At 60.1% G+C, this 18,515-nt stretch carries 16 protein-coding genes and 1 tRNA gene; 16 read left to right on the top strand and 1 reads right to left on the bottom strand.

From position 1 onward, the window contains the following. Positions 1–16 precede the first annotated feature (16 nt). Positions 17–90 (top strand) — tRNA-Arg (locus tag KI794_RS00665). On the opposite strand, the gene KI794_RS00660 is transcribed toward KI794_RS00665, so the two are convergent. After that, the gene (locus tag KI794_RS00660) at positions 56–400 is read right to left on the bottom strand and encodes a helix-turn-helix domain-containing protein (protein WP_255808765.1); all 345 of its coding nucleotides are present in this window, start codon (positions 398–400) and stop codon (positions 56–58) included. The genes KI794_RS00665 and KI794_RS00660 overlap by 35 nt on opposite strands. 126 nt (positions 401–526) lie before the next feature. Here KI794_RS00660 and KI794_RS00655 point away from each other — a divergent pair, with 126 nt between their 5' ends. The 15 genes from KI794_RS00655 to KI794_RS00585 all read left to right on the top strand — a co-directional run bounded on the left by KI794_RS00655 (position 527) and on the right by KI794_RS00585 (position 18,338). After that, a complete protein-coding gene (locus KI794_RS00655; protein ID WP_255808764.1) occupies positions 527–745 on the top strand; it encodes a helix-turn-helix domain-containing protein in 219 nt (72 codons plus the stop codon). Positions 746–825: 80 nt separating this feature from the next. Then, positions 826–1,230, top strand: a complete 405-nt coding sequence (locus tag KI794_RS00650; RefSeq protein ID WP_255808763.1) for a hypothetical protein — start codon at positions 826–828, stop codon at positions 1,228–1,230. Continuing rightward, positions 1,227–2,342 (top strand): hypothetical protein, encoded by a 1,116-nt coding sequence (locus KI794_RS00645; protein WP_255808762.1) that lies wholly within the window; start codon positions 1,227–1,229, stop codon positions 2,340–2,342. Before KI794_RS00650 ends, KI794_RS00645 begins: the two co-directional genes overlap by 4 nt. 337 nt (positions 2,343–2,679) lie before the next feature. Next, entirely contained in the window at positions 2,680–3,669 is a 990-nt protein-coding gene (locus KI794_RS00640; RefSeq protein WP_255808761.1) for a ParB N-terminal domain-containing protein, read from the top strand. Between the two features lies 1 nt (position 3,670). After that, complete coding sequence (locus KI794_RS00635) at positions 3,671–4,435, top strand: hypothetical protein (protein ID WP_255808760.1); 765 nt, start codon at positions 3,671–3,673, stop codon at positions 4,433–4,435. Positions 4,436–4,439: 4 nt separating this feature from the next. Beyond that, a complete protein-coding gene (locus KI794_RS00630; protein WP_255808759.1) occupies positions 4,440–4,874 on the top strand; it encodes a hypothetical protein in 435 nt (144 codons plus the stop codon). Then, positions 4,871–5,665: a hypothetical protein gene (locus KI794_RS00625; RefSeq protein ID WP_255808758.1), complete on the top strand. Its 795-nt coding sequence runs from the start codon at positions 4,871–4,873 to the stop codon at positions 5,663–5,665. The genes KI794_RS00630 and KI794_RS00625 overlap by 4 nt, the downstream gene beginning before the upstream one ends. 1,113 nt (positions 5,666–6,778) lie before the next feature. Continuing rightward, positions 6,779–7,696 (top strand): hypothetical protein, encoded by a 918-nt coding sequence (locus KI794_RS00620; protein ID WP_255808757.1) that lies wholly within the window; start codon positions 6,779–6,781, stop codon positions 7,694–7,696. A gap of 119 nt (positions 7,697–7,815) precedes the next feature. Further along, positions 7,816–11,931: an LPXTG cell wall anchor domain-containing protein gene (locus KI794_RS00615; protein WP_255808756.1), complete on the top strand. Its 4,116-nt coding sequence runs from the start codon at positions 7,816–7,818 to the stop codon at positions 11,929–11,931. Between the two features lie 1,210 nt (positions 11,932–13,141). Next, positions 13,142–13,693 carry a hypothetical protein gene (locus KI794_RS00610; RefSeq protein ID WP_255808755.1) on the top strand — a complete coding sequence of 184 codons (552 nt, stop codon included), beginning with the start codon at positions 13,142–13,144 and terminating at the stop codon, positions 13,691–13,693. After that, positions 13,693–14,592 carry a hypothetical protein gene (locus KI794_RS00605; RefSeq protein ID WP_255808754.1) on the top strand — a complete coding sequence of 300 codons (900 nt, stop codon included), beginning with the start codon at positions 13,693–13,695 and terminating at the stop codon, positions 14,590–14,592. Before KI794_RS00610 ends, KI794_RS00605 begins: the two co-directional genes overlap by 1 nt. After that, positions 14,574–15,179 carry a M23 family metallopeptidase gene (locus tag KI794_RS16225; protein WP_304941398.1) on the top strand — a complete coding sequence of 202 codons (606 nt, stop codon included), beginning with the start codon at positions 14,574–14,576 and terminating at the stop codon, positions 15,177–15,179. Before KI794_RS00605 ends, KI794_RS16225 begins: the two co-directional genes overlap by 19 nt. Before the next feature lie 103 nt (positions 15,180–15,282). After that, positions 15,283–15,594, top strand: coding sequence for a hypothetical protein (locus KI794_RS00595; RefSeq protein WP_255808753.1), 312 nt, complete (start codon positions 15,283–15,285; stop codon positions 15,592–15,594). 21 nt (positions 15,595–15,615) lie between these two features. Next, complete coding sequence (locus KI794_RS00590; RefSeq protein ID WP_255808752.1) at positions 15,616–16,854, top strand: hypothetical protein; 1,239 nt, start codon at positions 15,616–15,618, stop codon at positions 16,852–16,854. Next, positions 16,851–18,338 (top strand): SCO6880 family protein, encoded by a 1,488-nt coding sequence (locus KI794_RS00585; protein ID WP_255808751.1) that lies wholly within the window; start codon positions 16,851–16,853, stop codon positions 18,336–18,338. The genes KI794_RS00590 and KI794_RS00585 overlap by 4 nt, the downstream gene beginning before the upstream one ends. Positions 18,339–18,515: the final 177 nt, after the last annotated feature.

Genomic DNA, 18,515 nt, shown 5'->3' with positions numbered 1-18,515 from the left:
TTGAGAGATCAACACTGCGCCCCTAGCTCAGCTGGATAGAGCATCTGACTACGGATCAGAAGGTCAGGGGTTCGAATCCCTTGGGGCGCACAGCATCACCAGAAACCCCCGTCGCGGAAGCGGCGGGGGTTTCTGCGTTCTCGGACACAGTTGAAACGTCGGTTTCCCCAAGCAAAAAGCCCACAGAGGTACCGAGAAGGCCAGCTACAGCTTTCATCTCCTGCAGGGTCCACTCGGTCTGCCCTCGAAAGCGGCGAGTCACGCCAGAAGGCGAAACATTGATCGTCTCCGCGAGCTGTCCCTTTGAGACGCCTTTTCGAATCATCAGAGCTGACAGCCTGCCATTCAGCACGTCGTCCACGTCGGGCTCAATTGCGTGGTCCGGAATCATCATCGTCATGGCTAAATTATCTCACAAATTGCGCATACTGCAATCTTTTCCATTATCCGCCAAGACGGCGCGACTTGCGCTCAACGCAAATAATTGCGTAGAGTTGCGCTCAGCAGAAATTATGGAGGTGAAGAAATGCCAGAATCGAACGAAAGTGCCGCGACAGAACTCTCGCTTCTGCTCAAATCTCGCGGAGTTACCGCGCGAGCAGTTGCTCGCCACATGGGGGTAACAGAGTCGTGGCTCAGCAGGAGACTTAACGGCTTTGTCGACATGCGTGTGAACGAGTACTCGTCAATCCGCAAATCAATCGACCAGATCGCTGAATTGCGTGGAGCAAACGTGCCTGCATGACCCCCGCATCCTTCTAAACAACTGAGCCCCCAGAGTTGCAGCTCCGAGGGCTCAGAGATAAACCAGAGAGGAATATCTTCGTGTCACTTACCAATGACACTGCCTCGCGCGCAGAACCAGGGCCTAGCAGCACAGGTGATGCACCCGAGGAAGTCCATCTTCCCACCTCACCGCACGAACCTGTTGGATTCCTCCTCAAGGCCTACGTGCTCATGTACTGCGCAGGCCTTGCGTGGATCGCTGCGCTCCTTGCAGTAGCTGTCACCTTCGTGAAGCTACTAATCATCCTGTTCCTTAGGTTCTCGTGGACCACAGCCTCAGCGATCGGATCTAACCCAGAGCAACCCGATCTGCAGATTGCGGGAACTGGGCTTGCTCTCGTTGCCGCTATCGGGCTTTCCTTCTTGGCCGTTGTTCTGTCTCGTGCAGTTCGCCAGTTGATCAACAACGGCCCTAGTCTTCCAGCTCGACAGGGTCTGCGATGAGCGAGACAACGATTTTCCGCCCCAGGCTCTCTTTTGAACGCGAGTTTGGCCAGCACCGTAACTGGTGGGTCCGTGGAGACGCACTCACCGGAAACGCCATCAAGGTGCTCCTCGCGCTGCTTTCACACGATCAGTCCCATGAGATCAACCAAACCGAGCTACAGAACTCGATTGGGCTTGGCCAATCTGCTTGGCGCAGCGCCAAAGAGAACCTTATGCAGGCAGGCTTCCTGATCGAAATTCGCGATCGGTACCCATCTAACGCGCGCAGGGCTGACGGCACCCCGTGTGGGGGCCAGAAAAGGTTTCGTCTGGTCCTGCAAGACCCACCAGAAGGGACACTCGTAGAGCTTCAGGATGCGATCGTCGAGGCCAATGAGCCCGTCAGCCTTCGTGGTGAAACCGCAGGTCAAAGCCACTCGCGAAAATCAAGAGTGGCTTCACGGCCCACTCTTGAAAATCAAGAGTGGGCGCCAAAACCGCAGGTCGCAGCCACTCTTGAAAATCAAGAGTCAGCCAAGGGCCCTGTGGATAACTTGCAAGCCACTCTTGAAAATCAAGAGTCCTTTATAGGCAGAGAAGAGGATGGGATTAGAGATGGGATTAAGACAACAACTCCCATCCCATCCCAGTCCAATCCCGCACACGGGGTTCCTGAACGCGGCGACCTCGATGCGCAACTCAATGCGATCCACCCGACGCTGAGCTACGCAGCTATCGCCCACCAAGTACGTGGCCGCGTGGATATTGCATCGCTCGATCTGGCACTCGCTTGCATCGAGATCCTCAACGCGAACAAGAAGCCCGGCGGGGTAACCCACCCAGCCGCGTACGTCGCAAAGAGTCTGGTAGCGGATCCACGCCGGTGGGTGTCCTCGAAGCCCTACCTCGGCCTCACTGAACTCGAACGCTCACTCGAAGAACCAGACAACCACCGGCCAACTCCCTTTCAGGATTCAGGATGCGCCGCCGGCCAACACGACTGGGGCGATGCCTGGCTCGCCGAAAGCGACCGCGGCTACTGCGTGCGAGCCCGCTGCAACACGGCCCGCCGCAGGGTCGACGCGGACTACGCGGCGATCGAAGCGCGCATGTTCGAAGGGAGCAACTGATGGGAAGGATCATCAAACGCGAGATCGTCGGGTTCACTTGCGAACTCCGCAGCTGTGACCAGATCGTTCGGACCCATCTCGGGTACCCCGCGTCCGGAACATGGCATGACCATCTGCAGGAGCTCGAACGACTCGTTTCGCTCGGCTGGTCACTTGTACTCCACCCACAGCTTCGAACGTACTGTCTCGAACATTCAGACCGCTGCTGGGACTGCACTTGCCGAAAACACCCGCAGCGCGCAGCCCTCTGCACGTCACACAACCGAGAAGCGGCCAACCTCGTCTGGGACGCAATCTCAACGCCAGAAATGGTCACTGATTTCAGGAAGGTCATGTCATGAACGACGGCATCATCCAAACCCCAATCCAGCAAGACTGGAAACTCGTCCGTCTCGATGACGTGATCGTCAAGGAGCGGCTCCGCGCCCATGATGAGGATCACGTCAACCGCATCCGGCGCTCGTTCCAAGAGCTTGGTGGACAGCTCCAGCTGCAACCAATCGTGCTCGATGAACGAATGATCCTTATCGACGGCGCACACCGACTCGAAGCCGCAAGCCGTGAAGGGTGGGAGTTCATATCCGCACTCATCTGGACCGGCGTCACCGAGGAAGACCGGCCAATCCTTGAAGCCGAAGCGAATATCGTTCGCAAGGACTTCAGCCCGGTCGAGCTTGAGCGCATCTGGAAAGAACACTACGAACCAGCCGCCAGGCAGCGGGCACGGGCAAACCAGATGAACCTGGGCGTCCGTGCGGGTGAAACCCCTATCCACGGTAATACCGTGGATAGGGGACCTGCGATCGTTACGGTTGCGCGCGAGACTATCGGCCGCGATATCGATTGGTTGAACAAAGTCACCGACGTGCGTGCCCTCGCGGAATCAAAAACTGCACCACAAGAGCTGAAGGCCGCTGCCGAGCGCGGTATCGAGAAGCTCTCGAAGCCTGGGGCGAAGGTCGACCCGGTCCACAAGGAACTCCTGAAGCTCAAGGAAGCCTTCAACAAGAAGGGGCAAGCCCCAACGGAGCGTCGCGCGGAAGCTCTGGAGAAGACGCTCGATAAGCAGGTCACTGAGTCAACGCTCCTTGCTGAGAAGTACAGCGGTGAGCTTGGGAGCGATCTTGTGGAAGCAGCCGGCGTTGTTCCAGCTGGAGGTGAGAGCGTGCGCGCGATCCGAGTCGCTCTCACTCACGCGCTCGCTGGCGCGATCGCAGTGGAGTGCCGGGCGTCTCAGGACGCGACGGCGGCGCTTGGAACGGTCGGCCAGGAAGTCTTTGAGCTCCTCAACATGCTGACGGTCAAACAGCTTGGGCTGGGGGCGTGACATGGGAACCCAGATCGAGTACTTCGACGTGTGGCGACAACGCATGGCATTCACAGCTCTCGCCGACAGCCCCGACTTTCTGAACACTGCCGAGGGTGCTGCGCTCATCGAGCAGATCCGGCACCGTACCGCGAACATGATCGTATGGGAAGCCCGCGAGATGGACTTCGTCCTCGAACCCGACGACGTCGTCAACGGCGCAATCCTGCTCCTCACCGAGCAGGACGGACGCATCTCCCGCTACATCGCATCCGCCGATGGAGAGCCCTGGGGGTACTTCTACACGTGCCTCAAAGGGTGGGCACGTCAGCAGTGGGGACACCGCGGCAGCTCACTCGAAACTCTCGAGGACGTCGTACCGGCAGGCGGCAAACCGGAGGACGATCTGACCCCCCTCGAAGAGGTCGTCAGGCTCACCTTCGAGACACTCTCACCCCATACTCCTGAACGGCTCCACCCGGAGCTTCTGGAACTGTTGCGGTGGCTTGCTACGAACCCGCCACAGCGGCTCTCCTACGAGACCGGCGACAAGGTCGCAGCGCACCGGTTCGCGCCAGCGTTCTCGATTATGCAGGTCACGGCCGTGATGAATATCGCGTGGGGCGGCAGGCCCCGCCAGGCGGACACAAGCTTATTCGGGCAGTACTTGCTCGATGACTTCTTCCGTCCCTCAGAATCGCCCACACATGCACGGGCGCTCACATATTTCAAAAAGCAGATGCGTGCGGGCGAAGGCGGCTCGCGCATGCTCACAGATTGGAGATGACACTGTGAATCTCATTCTAGAACTCCTCGAAGGGATGGCCTCAGAGGCAGTCGAGACGGGACTCAGTTTCGCCGGTGTGGTGATTCGCTGGGTGTTCTTCGTCTGGGCCAGTGTGGCTGTAATCCTCGTTGCTCGGTGGATGCTCGGCCTCGAGTTCAAGATGACCGCCATCAGGCTCGGAACTGACTTGACTGGCGCGTTAGGGATCTTCTGGGCCGGTGCTACGGCCCTGCTGAGCTTGAACTCGCACGTAGCGACAATGCGAGAAGGGCGCTTCGTTGAGGAGCTGAATATCGAGTTCACCGCTTTGGGGCTCAACATGTTCATCGGCACAGCGACGATTGTCGCGCTGACAGTGCACTTCTACGCCTCGATCTCACTCGCTGAACGCCGCACTCAAAACACGGACAGCGGCGTTGCTCTTGGAGGTGCGCTGTGAAGAAACCGTCACGCAACTGGCATCTCGTGCTCACGCTCGGGATCCCTCTCACCATCGTCGGAGCTTCCGCAATGGCGATCTCCTACGCGACCCTCATCGACGTTGCTCGCGTGAACGGGCTCCCGCTCCCGGAGCTCTTCCCTGTCCTCATCGACGTCGGAACGGTCGCGACGATGATCGCGGCCGCACAATTCAGGCTCCGCGGTATCGACGGGCGTTGGCTCGCCTACGTCGCGTTCATCGCCCTGTCCGCGGTGTCGATCGTCGCGAACGCGTCGCACGCGTGGCGTGCAGCAGACATGACGGTCACGACACCGTGGGCGGCAGCGATCCTCGCGGCAACCCCGCCTGCGGCGCTGCTCGCGATCACGCACCTGGTGATGATGCTCATCCCGGATGAGAAAGAACGCGCGAAGCTGCAGGTGGTACGCGAGAAGCAGGCCGAGGCCGAAGCGCGACATCGTCAGACTGCCCAGCAGCCGGCAGCCGCTCGAATTGCTCCGGCAGCGCCTGCAGCAGCAGTTGCCGCCGCCCCTGCGCCGGCCACGTCGTTACGGCTCGTGGAGCAGGAGAAACCTGCCTCGGCTGATCAGGCTGAGGTGCGAGAGAAAGTCCTCGCCCATATCGCAGAGCATGGAGAGAAGCCCACGGGCGCGATCGTTGGCGAATGGCTTGGCAAGAGTTACAAGACCGGTCAGCGGTTCCTTCAGAAGCTCGAGGATTCCGGTGACCTGACGGCAGCGACCGAGCCGGTCAGTGTGTCAGCAAATGTTTCGGGGGTCCTGGCATGACGGCTTCGCTGATTCGGCTCGAGCTCCATTCGGTCCCGGCAGCAATGCTTCAGTGGCCCGACGACGTAGACCCGGAGGGGCAAACCCGTACCATTGCTCTCTTCTCAGCACTCATGAGTGTGTTAGTCGCCTTCACTCTGTTTGGCCTCATTCCAAGTACGTCTCTGCCGCGGTGTTCAGGGGAGGGTACGCGGGAAAGCCCCTACGTGGTTACTGCGTCGGGATGCACCGCCCCGGGGAAGGGTTTCTATGAAGCCCACGTGAGTGGCGAGGAGGGGTCACATTGACTAGACCCATTTGCCCGGTAGAGCATCGGCATGATGCAAGCAGTACCTGTTACATCACGCACCGATGCGGCTGTCTCGAATGTCGGGTCGCGCACAAGGAGCGCACGAATCGCCGCATCAAGCTCCAGGCATACGGCCGGTACGACTCGGGCCTCGTCGACGCCGTTCCCGTCCGCTATCACTTGCATGCTCTGAGAGACTCCGGGTTGGGGTACGCGCGGATTGCTGAGCTCGCTGGCGTCGGACAGACCGCTGTCCGGAACTTGCTCAACGGTCGGTCTGCGCCAGGGCCACGCAATCGCGAGTGGTTGAAGCGTGTGAAGCGAGAAACCGCTGACCGGATCATGGCTGTCACGCCGTCGCCTGATCTTCTCGCGGCAGGGCAGCTTGTCTCAGCTCGAGGTACTCACCGCCGGTTACAGGCGCTGGTGTACAACGGTTGGTCGCTTTCCAAACTGGCCGCACAGCTGGGATGGGAAGTGCAGAACCTGTCAGCGATGCTTCGCCGCGGGCAGGTCGAGGTCCGCACTCATCGCGCAGTCCAGGCCCTGTTTGATGATCTGTGGGACGCGGCCCCGCCGCTTGCGACATCTGCGGACAAAGGGGCTGCGAGCCGTGCCAAAGGTCACGCCCGGCGACACGGCTGGGCGCCTCCACTGGCATGGGATGACATTGATACCGACGCGGAGCCTCAAGTCTCGATTGCGGCTTGATTCACTGCTTCGACGTGTGAGGTTGCTACTGCCTCATCCAGGAAAGTCTCCATCATCCTCTACAGTGTCTTGTAGGGGGAAAGAACAACTTTTGTCACGAGAGTGAAAGAGCAATGACGAACATCACCCCAGATCCACACCTCCCAGCTACTGAAGCTGCCGCTCCTGACGCAGTGTCGAAGCGGCCGGCCTTGAGGAAGCGCACACTCATCGCTGTGGGAGTCGCTGCCGGCCTTGTCCTCTCTGGTGGGACGGTGACCGCGGCCATTGCGGTCAATAATCACAAGGCCGAGACCACTCGCCTGTGCACCGAGGCGATGATGGACAAGTCCATCGCGTTCGAGGACGAGCTCATGAAGAGCGCGGAGGACGCGCGGGCGGCGCTTGAAGCGGCGTCCGACACAGCTGTTCAGGAAGCTGTGCCCGGCGCGGCCGCGTTCTCGAAGGTTGCAGCGATTGAAGCAGACGAAGAGAAGAAGATCACGGCCCGGGCGTCGGCGGCTGAGCTCATCCAGGCTGTCCAGGACGGTGAGAAACGCACTGTGGGCCTGGTGCTCACGCTTGAGTGCGATACTCGCGAGGCCGCCCAGGCGTTGCAGGCCGAGGCAAAGGGTTTCTCTGATGATGCCGCGGTTCTCTCTGCAGCAGTTGCGGAGCTCGAAGCTGCGGTCACCGATTTCAAGGAATCGGAAACTGCACGGCTTGCTGCGGAAAAGGAAGCTGCGAAGAAGAAGGCTGCGGAGGCGAAGGCTGCCGCGGAGCGGGCGGCACAGGCCGCTGCCGAGCAGGCTGCAGCCGAGCAGTGGACTGCGCCGGCAGAGCAGTATGTCGACCCTGGCTACACCGATTACGGGTACGGAAACGGCGGCACTGGCGGTGGCGGTGACTCTGGCAGCGGTGGCGGATCTGCGCCGGCCGCACCACAACCACCCAGTAACGGCGGTGGCTCAGGCACTGGGGGTGGAAGCGGCACTGTCATTCCGCCGAGGCAGGGCGGCGACGGGGTTTGTCTCGGAAACTGCTACCTGTAGCCAAAGCCTTTCTGTGCAAGCTGCGCGCCCCTTCACATCTGTGTTGTGGGCGCGCAGTTGTTTGTATCTGTGAGCTGCGCGCCCGCCTAGGCACTCACGGATACACGGAAGGATCCATTTTGGATACCAATCTCAGTTCCAGGAAGCGCGGGAGAGCGCCAAATCTCGCCCGCAACCTGGCGAAGAAAGTCGGAGCTGTTGCGCTTGCCGCGCTCCTCGTCGGCGGGCCTGCGTCCCTTGCGAACGCAAACAGCGGAGGTGGCGGCGGAGTTGGCGGAGGCGGCATCGTCAACGGCAACTTCATGCTCTACAACTTCCAATACGACGAGCTGCACCAGAACGCTCCGATGCAGGGCTCGATGGGCGCATCCACCGAGTGGTTTATCAACTCATTCGCGAATCTCGCTTCAAACGGTGGAAATGTTTCACAGGGTGAGGGCGCGAAGACAAAGATTCGTGAGGCGTGCTCGATCGCGCTGAACCGGGCCGAGTCGCGCGGGGGCAACCAGGGCAAGTCCCGTGTCGTCGGCATTATGTGGGTTGGCACCCCGACAAGCCCGTGGGCAGACAAGGCTTCAGCGTCGGCTTCGTTCTTCCAGGATCGCTGGAACGAGGAAGTCGCAGGCAAGGGCTTCCCCGGAATTTACACCAAGGCCGGCTCGTTCATGCAGCAGTACTGGCCTGAAGGCCTCGCTGGTGGCGGTGCGACTCCTTCTGCGGTGTGCATCGCGCTGAACCAGAACGAGCCTCCACAGGAATACAACCTGTCCATCACCACGGACAAGAACGTGAGCTTCACGGCGGCCGGCGGCACTCAGGCGGTGTCTGACACGATCCACGCCTCTGCCGGGTCCTCAGACATTCGTGAGAACGTGGACGCGCAGGTCGTCATGCACTGGGATGGCGTTGAAGGTAACGCCCGCTCGGTCACAAAGAACACGACAATCAAGAACCACGGCGACACCAAGAGCCCGAACTTCGTCCCGGCCGACTTCGGCTGGAGCACGTGGCCACAGAGCACACACTGGTTCGACGTCATCGTCCCGAAACAGGGCATGATGAGTGCCGGCGTGAACACTCCTGACCGGGATCCCCGCGAGACGTGGAAGCTCACGCCAGTGGCGCCGGAGAAGGAGCTGTGGACGGCGGACATGAGCCGGAAGCTCACCGACCAGGACGTGCTCGCCTCCGGGATGATGCATAACGCAGTCATTACCGCCTACCCCAACGGGTACGCATCGTCGATGACGATCACTGATCTGGTTGAGACTTCTGACGTGTACGTCGGGTCGACTACAAAGGACGACTCGAACGCGGTCCATGTGCTCGACCCGGACGGCAAGAAAGTCTCTGGCGCGAGTGTGAAGCTTGACCGTGCCGGCGGCAAGGTCACGGTTTCGGCTTCGGTGAAGTCGATCCCGAACAAGTTCCAGAACCTGCCGTACACGCTGGTCGTGCCGACGTATGTGATGCCGACCAAGGCGGACTACACCATCAAGGACAGGTCCAGCGTGTGCTACACCGCAACCGACAAGGACTGTATTGACGGGCCGACCGAGCAGACTCGCAAGGTCACCCCGACACCGGACAAGGTGTGGGTCCTTGACGAGAACGGCGCGCTCACGACGCAGGATCCTGACTGGACGAACAAGGAGGGCGCCGACGAGAAGGTGTTCCTCCAGGGTGACGCTGTGTCGGCTGTGGTGAATGGCAAGGTGAAGGGCAAGCTGCCTTCGAACCTCGACAACTATCAGATCATCGACGACTGGACGAAGGCGGCGAAGTACGTCGATTTCAGTGACGCGAAGAAAGCAAACGTCTTCTACGAGACCGCTCCTGGATCGAAGAAGTACACGAAGGTCACTGACCAGTTCACGGTAAAGGTAGACGGGACTCGCACCATCGCAACCGCGAAGCCGGCGTTCCTGTCCCAGACGAAGGACCAGTCTGCCGATCGCGCGGTGAAGCTCGTGATCTCGGGTGAGTTCCGCACGGACTACGACACCGACGGCAAGACCGTTGTGCTGCACAACAACGGTTCGGAGATCTGGAACAACGAAGAGATCCCAACGAATGAGCCTCCCGTGTACACGTGGACTCCTGACCCGAACAAGCAGGTTCTTGGAAACACCAGCGAGTCTGGCGATCATGGCCACGAGGACATCCACGGCATGAGCGTGTGGCCCGGCCAGAAGCTCGAGTACTCGCTCGGCATCGACCTGCGCATCCCGGGCAACACCGCCCGTGGTGTGAAGTCGCTCGCGGTGAAGGACGTGTTCGATCCCATGTTCACCCCGGACAAGGACAGCGTCGAGTTCTGGGACTCTCGTGACCCGAAGGGCCCCAAGCCGCTCCCGCGTTCGGCGTACAAGCTGTCGTGGGACGACAAGGAGCACTCGTGGACGGCAACGTTCACTGACGAGTGGCTGGCAAAGAACCTCGGCCCGAACTCGGAATGGCTCACCCAGGGTTGGCTCACGGCTCGTTTCACGGGCACCGTGAAGAAGGAAGCACTCCCGGGGTCGACCGTGAAGAACCAGGGCTTTGAGATCCTCAACGGCGTTTCGACGGCGACAGAGATCCCCGAGGTGAAGATCCCGAACCCGAAGCCGGACAAGGAAGACCTGAACACGAACCTCGTCGACATCGACGGGAAGACTGTCCTGTTGGGTGACACCATCGTGTACCGCATCCTCCTCGACGCGATGCCGGCATCTTCCGAGCTCGCATACAACGTGCACAAGTTCGGCATGGTCGATGACTACGACGAGGAATACTTGGAAGTCAACGCTGAGGACATTCGCATCACTGAAAAGGCCACCGGCGCCGACGTCACCGGGAAGTTCAACATCCAGGTGAAGGATGGTGTCGCGTACGTCTTCGCGAAGCAGGTCGACTCAGTTGGCCCGAACGGTGACGAGATCAAGGGCGACCCCCAGCCCACTGATCTCAAGGCGTACAACGAGGCCGAGATTGATCCGTCAGTCACTCCGATCATTGACCAGAACATCATGGGCAAGCACTACTGGATCACGATGCCAGCCAAGGTCATCAAGACCACTGACGGGTATGTGATCGAGAACCAGGCGGTGCAGAACGTGGAGAACAGCCACCAGCAGACAAAGATCGTTTCGAACCCGCTCAAGGAAATCAACCCCAAGAAGGACGTCGTGATCGAGGCCGGCACTGACGAGTCGATCGACGGCACCGCCCTGAAGCTCGACAGCCAGTTCAACTACCGTCTGCAGTCGTCAAAGCTCCCCGCGAAGCGCGCATACGAAGCCTCCCAGTGGTCGATCCTCGACACGTTCGACCGAGTGCATGACCAGTACACGGGAATGTGGGCTGTGTACGCAGACACCGACCTGTACGACGGTGATGAACTGATTGCGAAGGCCGGCGACCTCCTGCAGGACTCGGACGGTGGCGGTGTCTCGGACACCCTGTTCGCGGCATCGTTTGATGAGGCGAGCTACACCTTCGAGATCTCCGCGCAGGAGGACTTCTTCCGGCTGGTGAACTCGCGTGATGACCTGGAGCACCAGTGGTCGGCGTACACGAAGATGATTCGTATCGCCCCCGCTGACAAGGTGGTCAACGAGCACACCGAAACTTACAACGAGGTCGAAAGGAAATCGAACGAGGTAGTCACCAGCACGCCAGAGCACCCGGCGGTTGAGCTCGTCAAGTACACCTTCTCTGAGGGCGTGAAGGACGGCGACCGTGACAAGCCTGCTGAAGCGCTCCCGCTCTCCAAGAAGGACTTGAAGGATGGAGTGAAGGTTGGGTTCCGGATTACGAACACGGGTGACGTGCCGCTCGTGAACGTGAAGCTCTCGGATCTCACCGACAAGGGCAAGGCCGGCACCGTGAAGGACATCGAGTGTGTGCTTCCCGAAGGCGACTCGCTCGAGGACGGCTTGAAGAACACCTTTGCTGTTGGCGAGTCGATCAACTGCACCGGCATCCTGCAAGGTATGGGGCTCGGCGACGTGCACTCCGACACTGCGACAGTGACTGGCGAATCCGTGTACACGGGGAAGAAAGTCACAGACTCGGATCCGTGGAACGCGAAGGCGCCCGCAAAGCCCCTCGCGGTCACTGGCGGCGGCGCGGTCAGCCTCGGCGTGCTCGCTGCAGCGCTGCTGGGTGGTGGCGGGCTTGTCGGCCTGCTCGCTGTGCAGCGTCGGCGGAAAGCTGCTGGCGTCCCTGTTCTCCAGGAGGACGGCGCGTAGAACATAGCTCGTTGAAACTCTGAGACTGTGCCCTTCCCCGCTGCTTGGGGAGGGCACAGCCCATTTCGGAGAGCTGCACTCTGCGAACTGCTGCCGTTCAACGGCATCTCTGACTTTTACAGATCTCAGCGCCTAAGGCTTGGCTAACACCGAGGAGGACTTTGCCTCTGCGCCTCAGACGATCCTGCCTGTTCAGGCATGATCTGGGCCGTCGTTGTTCTACTGCTCCTGCCTGATACGTACGCGCCGGCGCCAACAGCTGCCCTTCCAGTCGACCCTTAAGAAGGGGGCTAGAGCCACTGCATACGGCTCTAAGGACCGTTCGAGACGATTGCGTAAAGAACCGTTGATGCTACAGTCCAAAACATGAAGCGACGCATGGATCGACAACTGTGGTCAAAGTTCCGGAGGGTCTCCTTCGTCATCGGCTGGGTATGCCTACTTGTCATGTTTGTGCTGCAGGTCGCTGCTGGCTTTCTCCCCTCATCTTCTTGGGCTTACGCACTGAGGCTGGTGAGCATGTTTGCTCTCGCCTTGACCGTTGTGTCGATACTGGCGTGTATCACGGCCAGCATCGTCCTATGGTGGCTAAAAGGGCCTGTCCGGTGGGGCATTTTTGCTCCCCGCAGCCGGAATGCGCACCTGCTGACTCAATACGACGATGCCACGAGCTGGGCCCTCGCCCACAACCTCGTTATGGTGCGCGTAATCCACGTCTATCAGGTCGCACGTCGCGGAACAAAGTGCATTGTGGAGCACCGTGATGGGGCTCGACAAGATGCGTGGTTCTGGAGCTTCAACCCGAGAAGGGGGAGAGTCTTTATAGTTCGCGCTTATCAAGGCTACGGGCCACATCACAACAACATGCAGGTGATGTATGTCGGAAGCGCCACTACCGGGGCAGGAGTCGTTGGAGGCCTTCCAGTCGCCGCGTGGAAAGCGGCACGCAAGCGGTCTGTTACACACATTTGAGCGTTCCGCGCTATTTCCCGATTACCAGCCTCAGTCCGCACCGGCCACCAAAGAGGTGGAGACAAGGCATGCTGAGCTCCGTGTAGTCCACGTCTCTGTGGGCGGCGCCTTCAGCTTGATGCCCGATCTCAGGCAATGAGATCCTCTTCCCCTACAAACCTTCACAATTCCCTCCCCTCCGTTCCCCTGCGCCAAAGCAGGCATCGAGTAAGGAAACGAGATATTGAAGGGAACTCAGGTGAAAGAAACTCATGAGGCCGGCGGCAGGCCAGAAGAGGCGTTGGTAACAACAGGCCGCAAACGGGGCAACCGCCCCAAGGACGATTCTCCTCCTCCGCCGCCGTTGCCCCCTCGGGCTCCACTCCCTTCTCCGATTGACTGGTGGAAGCTGGACGACGAGGAGCGTGCAGAGACACTCGAAGTGCTGGGTGAGTGGGTCCCGACGCTCATGCTCAGGTACGGGCTGCGCGACTCGGTCGTGCCTCCCTGCTGGTATCTGCACGAAGCCCTCGTACAAGAACTCCTCGCGTTGTTTCAGTACCGCAACCAGCAACAGGTACAACCAACGGCGCCGCCGTCCGCGATGCTCGATTTCCATTACCAATTCGATCTCGCGATCCGCAGGCTCACGAATTGGACGACGTCGACGGGATGCAACTCAGCAGAGCACCACGATACGACGCCCGCAGTGTGGGTAGTGCCGGGTAGCGTGCGGAACAGTACCTGGGTCGTCGACTTCGAAGACCACGTGAAAACAGTCCGCGCGGGCAACGCGGGCGTGAAGGAGTGATGGTGAAGAAGCAGTGGAACCGGAACACGGTGATCGGTGTGGTATCCGGCGTAGTGGTGGTTCTCACCGCGATCGCCATCACGATCTTCTTGCTACTACCTGGCGGCGACATGAACCCGAACGGGTCAGAGGCGGAGCAAAGGCCGACACCTGGCGCGAACACTGACACAAGCAAAACCGGCGATGATGACGCACCGGCGGACTCGGAGCCGGACATGTCATTGTGGGAGCCAGCCAAGCTTGACAGCACGGGGATGGCCGAGATGGTGGTTACGACAGATCCGGAACAAGCAGCCTTATCTGCGGCGAGGGTGCTGTGGTCTGTGGACGCGAGTAAACAGCCGTTCTATGAAGACTTCCTCAATGAAGCGCTCACGCGGGTCATGCATCCGTCCCCTGACTATGTAGGTGCTGAGGGCGTGATCCGGTCGACCATTGACCGTTCCAAGTCCAACCTCGGCCACACTGAATGGGTGACGGGCAACGTTGTCGACACTGAAGTGGACGTGGCAAGGGAATCCACGTGGAACCCTGACGGCGGCGCTTGGTGGGAGCTTGGCGATGAGAAACGGTACAACGCACTCATCGGGCATGGCATCGCCTACACGTCTCACCCAATCGAGGCTCTAAATGCTGAGCAAGCGGTCGCTGAAGGCTACGACGTGAACACGACCATCGAGGAGACCTGGGAGGCCGATTCACTTCCCGGCACGTATTCGAAGTATTGGGTGCGGGTGGAGAGCGCGATCAACTCTGGCGGTGAGTCCGGGTCGGGCGTTCACAGGGTCCGGAACGCGACGTCGATGCTCATCTACTGTGACGCGCCAGAGAACGGCGGTATCTGCGGTGTCGCCGCACTGACAAAGAGCTACCCGAAGCAATGGCAGCGCCAGCAGTAGCCGTCAAAGTTGCGGTCCATGCCGCGCAAAGCAAGACCGGCAGAAACATCATCCTGGGCGTCCTTGCCGTCATTCTTACGATCATCATGCTGCCCTTCGTCCTCATCGGCACGACCGTGGCTGGCGCGGTCGCGCAGGCGACGGACGAGACCGAGGAAGTAGCGCCACCAGGACCTCCCGGTACGGTGCCGGTGGTTGGGGACTGGGCGTCTCCTGTGCAGTCGTACATCATCACGACGGAATGGTGGGGCTACTACGGGCACACCGGCATGGATCTTGCCGCGCCGCAGGAGACACCGATCTACGCGGCATCTTCCGGGACAGTGACTGCGACGCATTGGGCGGGGCAGGACTCATATGGCTGGTACATCGTCATCGAGCATGCCGGGGGTCTTTCCACACTCTACGGACATATGGTCAGGCAGACAGCGCTCAAGGTCGGACAGAAAGTGAAAGCCGGCCAGCACGTCGGCTATGTCGGTAGCACCGGAAACTCGACGGGCCCGCACCTGCACTTTGAGACCCTCGTCCATGGAATCCCGACTGACCCGAGACCTGTCATGTCGGCGCGGGGAATCAACTTGTAGAGGCACGTGTCCCATGTGTCGGGGCTGTGAGCGCCAAGTGCGCTTGCAGCCCCGTCGTTTTTGTAGCGCCACACCGGGTGGCGGTACGAAAACGGAGACTCACATGGATTTCATTCCCTCACTCATTGACGCTGTTGGTGTCCTGCCCGCTATCAAGGTGCCGGATATTCAACCAGACTTCGGAGCTCCAGGCGTGGGTGCAGTGATGCACCTTGTGAATATGGCGGCTGCTATCGCTACCGCTGTCTGTCTTCTCGCTGTGGTTCTCTCAGTCATTCTGCTGGCGGTCGGAAAGCTGAGTGAACGCAAACAGCACATCGGCTGGATTGTGTTGGCGTCTGCCCTCGGCGGCGTGATGCTCCTCGGTTCTGCTACGGCAGCGATGACGTATGTGGGAGGCATCCCGCTGTTCTAGCGGGAGCACAGTATGCGCCACATGGAAGACACCCTCGATATCGATTTCGAGTGCGGCCCGGTCGATCTGATCTGTAAATCGTTTGAGAGCCAGACGCAGGGACTCACGGAGTTCCTGTCGTGGGTTGCCGATATCACTCTCGGGAACCACTCCATCGCCCCCGGATCAAAGCTCTGGGACAGCGCTATTGGTGAGTCCGGGTACTGGTTCGGCCTCGCAATCGTGGTCTCCCTCGGCATCCTCTCCGTGGGAATTATGCGGGGTGTCTTCCAAGGTGACATCAAGTGGCCCATCATCGGAGTGCTCTCGGGCATCCCGTCAACGATATTGGCGCTGACGGTCGGTGGGAAACTTTTGGAAGTGTCCGCAGAGATCAGCAAGGACTTACTGAACCGGATCGGAGGCGGTGACGGCTTTGCCGCAGCGATCCGCACAACAATGCAGGTTGGCACAGGCAGCGACAAAACCGGTGCGGTCCTTTCAGTGCTAGGCGTGGGGTTTCTCCCGATGCTGATCCTGCTGCTGGTACTCATCCTCGGGATGATCGTCTTAAACTTTGCGCTCGCGTTTCGAAACTTCGCAATCATGGTCCTCATTGCCTTCGCGCCGCTGGCGTTTATGGCTGTCACCACGAAGGGCGGATGGGGCCTCGCGAAAAAGTGGATGAACGCTGGAATCGCGCTCCTCATCGCCGAACCGCTCATGTTTGGTCTCCTCGCGATGATTCTTCGTGCAACCAAGGGCGCAACCTTGTTTGACGGCGGCACTCTCACGTTGGGGATTGGATTGTTCATGACGGCATTTATGCCACTCATGGTCGTGAAGTTCTTCGACTTCCTCGGAGCAGACGGAGTGGCCGGCGACCAGGCCGGCTCTCAGATGGGCCGTAGCGTCAGCCAGTCTTCAAAGACCGCCGTGCGAAACGTCACGTCTGTACTCACGCGCGGTGGCAGCGGTGGCGGCGCGGCAACGCGCGGCGGCAGCGGTAGTACAGGGAATCGTGCCCCGGCAGGCCCGAAGGGAACTTCGGGCACGTCAAAGACGGGCGGGAAGTCTAGCCAGAACGCTAAACCAGGCAGCACGGGGCCTTCGGGGAAGCAGGCCCCGGGCAGTACGCCAACAACGCCCAAGCAGGGCGGAGCTCCCGCACAAAGGGGCCGTGCACCTGAGACACCAGCCCCCAAGACGCAAGGCCAAGGGCAGACGCCGGGGCAACGGGCCCGGCCGGCAGCGCCGAAACCCACGAGGGGTGTCCGATGAGTACCGACAGTTACGAGATCGCGAAAGTTCAATACTCCAGGCGCCCCACCCAAGGCGTCATCCTCGGCATCGACAAGTACGGGGTGTGGTCTATCGGCATCGCGATCGCCCCTGTGCTCGTCTTTTTGGTCGCGCGAAACCTTGGCGGCGCGCTCACTGCAGCCCTCATCATGTCCCCGCTTGCACTCGGCGGGTTCCTCAAGACCGAAGCAGGCATCCCTTGGACGGTCCAAGTCCTGAAGATTCTCAAGTTCCATCGCAGAAAGGCAACTGGCATGGCAAAGTACCGGAAGAAAACCGGGCCCATCGTGAAGGGCCAGCTGGAACTTCCTGGATACCCAAACCGATTCGAAATCTGGGAAACAAGTAAAGGTTCGGTCGTGATCTGGGACAAACAGTCACAACATGCATCGATCACGTGCGTGGTCGCGTCTCCCGGTATGGCTCAACACTCGGTGTCTGTCGCCACCCCAGAGGAACGAGAAGGACTGATCGCTGGCTGGATGACCGTTGTGGGCGCGTGGACAAGACGCAGACAGATCGCGAAAGTCACGGTGCAGGAACGCACCAGACCCGGCTCCATCGTTGTTGAGCAACAGCACTTCGACGCGTTGAAGAAAACCGGCCCGCTCGCGGAGTCCTACCAGGAAGCATTGAACCTCCTCGCGCAGGAGGTCGTGTGGAGGCCCTCCACGATCACCCTCACGCTCGACATGGGAGGCCGCGAAGGCCGCTCCCTCGTAAAGAGTCACGGCGGGGGGAAGGCTGGCGTGCTCGGAGTGTGCGAACAAGAGATGGGGTCCACCACTGAAGCGCTCATGCAGGCAGGATTCACCCGTGTCGCATGGTGTACGCCACGTGAGTGGGCAGCGGCCGGGCGAGGAACCGTCGACCCTGTTGGGGAGACAGCGATCGATGCACGCATCGGGGAAGCGTTTGAAGGAGTCGCGCCGGAACTGGCAGGCCCGATGTCGCTTGACGAGGACAAAGACTATGCGGAGACAGATTCCGCGTTTCACCGCACGTATTGGGTGGCCGAATGGCCCCGTATCCAGACGATCCCTGGGTTTATGGGAAATGTTGCGTTCGCGGAGTCGCATCACGGGTTCGCTGTTCGGCACACGTTTTCACTCGTCGGCACACCCGTACTGATGAAGGACGCGATGAAACGAATCGCGCAGGAGCGAAAGACCTGGCGGCAAAACGCGAGGTTCAAGCAAGATCGTGCCGGAACGACGATCGCGGACAATGCGGACTGGCACAATCTTGACGCGCGAGAGCAAGATCTTGTTGACGGGCAGGGACAGCTTGAGTTCTCCGGCTACCTCGTTGTCACGGCGGTCACTCGTGACGAGCTCGAGGAAGCGTGCGCGGCGATGGAGATCTCGGCCGCGAACGCTGGTATCGAACTGCTTGTCCTCGCATACGAGCAACAGGCCGGTCTGATCTCTGTGGCGTATCCCACTGGGATGGGGATGAAGTAGTGGGCCGCAGCCAAGTCATGTTCGACCCGGGAACACTCACCCGGAAAGAACGAAGGATCCTCAGAGAGTTGCAGGACGAGCTCACGCGCGGCGAGCCCGTCGGAACACCGGAAGTGGATGATCTTCCGTTTCTACAAATGGGTGATCGTTTCCGCTCCATCGGACGCTTGAGCCCTC

It is taken from the genome of Leucobacter aridicollis (assembly GCF_024399335.1).
GTDB lineage: Bacteria > Actinomycetota > Actinomycetes > Actinomycetales > Microbacteriaceae > Leucobacter > Leucobacter aridicollis_A.
Note: the sequence above shows the minus strand (reverse complement) of the source record. Positions and strands in the feature narration are given on the sequence as shown.

What these genes read in the sequence shown, in the direction of transcription:
- KI794_RS00660 (WP_255808765.1), bottom strand. Translation starts at nt 400, where the DNA reads ATGACGATGATGATTCCGGACCACGCAATTGAGCCCGACGTGGACGAC.
- KI794_RS00655 (WP_255808764.1), top strand. Translation starts at nt 527, where the DNA reads ATGCCAGAATCGAACGAAAGTGCCGCGACAGAACTCTCGCTTCTGCTC.
- KI794_RS00645 (WP_255808762.1), top strand. Translation starts at nt 1,227, where the DNA reads ATGAGCGAGACAACGATTTTCCGCCCCAGGCTCTCTTTTGAACGCGAG.
- KI794_RS00640 (WP_255808761.1), top strand. Translation starts at nt 2,680, where the DNA reads ATGAACGACGGCATCATCCAAACCCCAATCCAGCAAGACTGGAAACTC.
- KI794_RS00635 (WP_255808760.1), top strand. Translation starts at nt 3,671, where the DNA reads ATGGGAACCCAGATCGAGTACTTCGACGTGTGGCGACAACGCATGGCA.
- KI794_RS00620 (WP_255808757.1), top strand. Translation starts at nt 6,779, where the DNA reads ATGACGAACATCACCCCAGATCCACACCTCCCAGCTACTGAAGCTGCC.
- KI794_RS00605 (WP_255808754.1), top strand. Translation starts at nt 13,693, where the DNA reads ATGGTGAAGAAGCAGTGGAACCGGAACACGGTGATCGGTGTGGTATCC.
- KI794_RS16225 (WP_304941398.1), top strand. Translation starts at nt 14,574, where the DNA reads ATGGCAGCGCCAGCAGTAGCCGTCAAAGTTGCGGTCCATGCCGCGCAA.
- KI794_RS00595 (WP_255808753.1), top strand. Translation starts at nt 15,283, where the DNA reads ATGGATTTCATTCCCTCACTCATTGACGCTGTTGGTGTCCTGCCCGCT.
- KI794_RS00590 (WP_255808752.1), top strand. Translation starts at nt 15,616, where the DNA reads ATGGAAGACACCCTCGATATCGATTTCGAGTGCGGCCCGGTCGATCTG.
- KI794_RS00585 (WP_255808751.1), top strand. Translation starts at nt 16,851, where the DNA reads ATGAGTACCGACAGTTACGAGATCGCGAAAGTTCAATACTCCAGGCGC.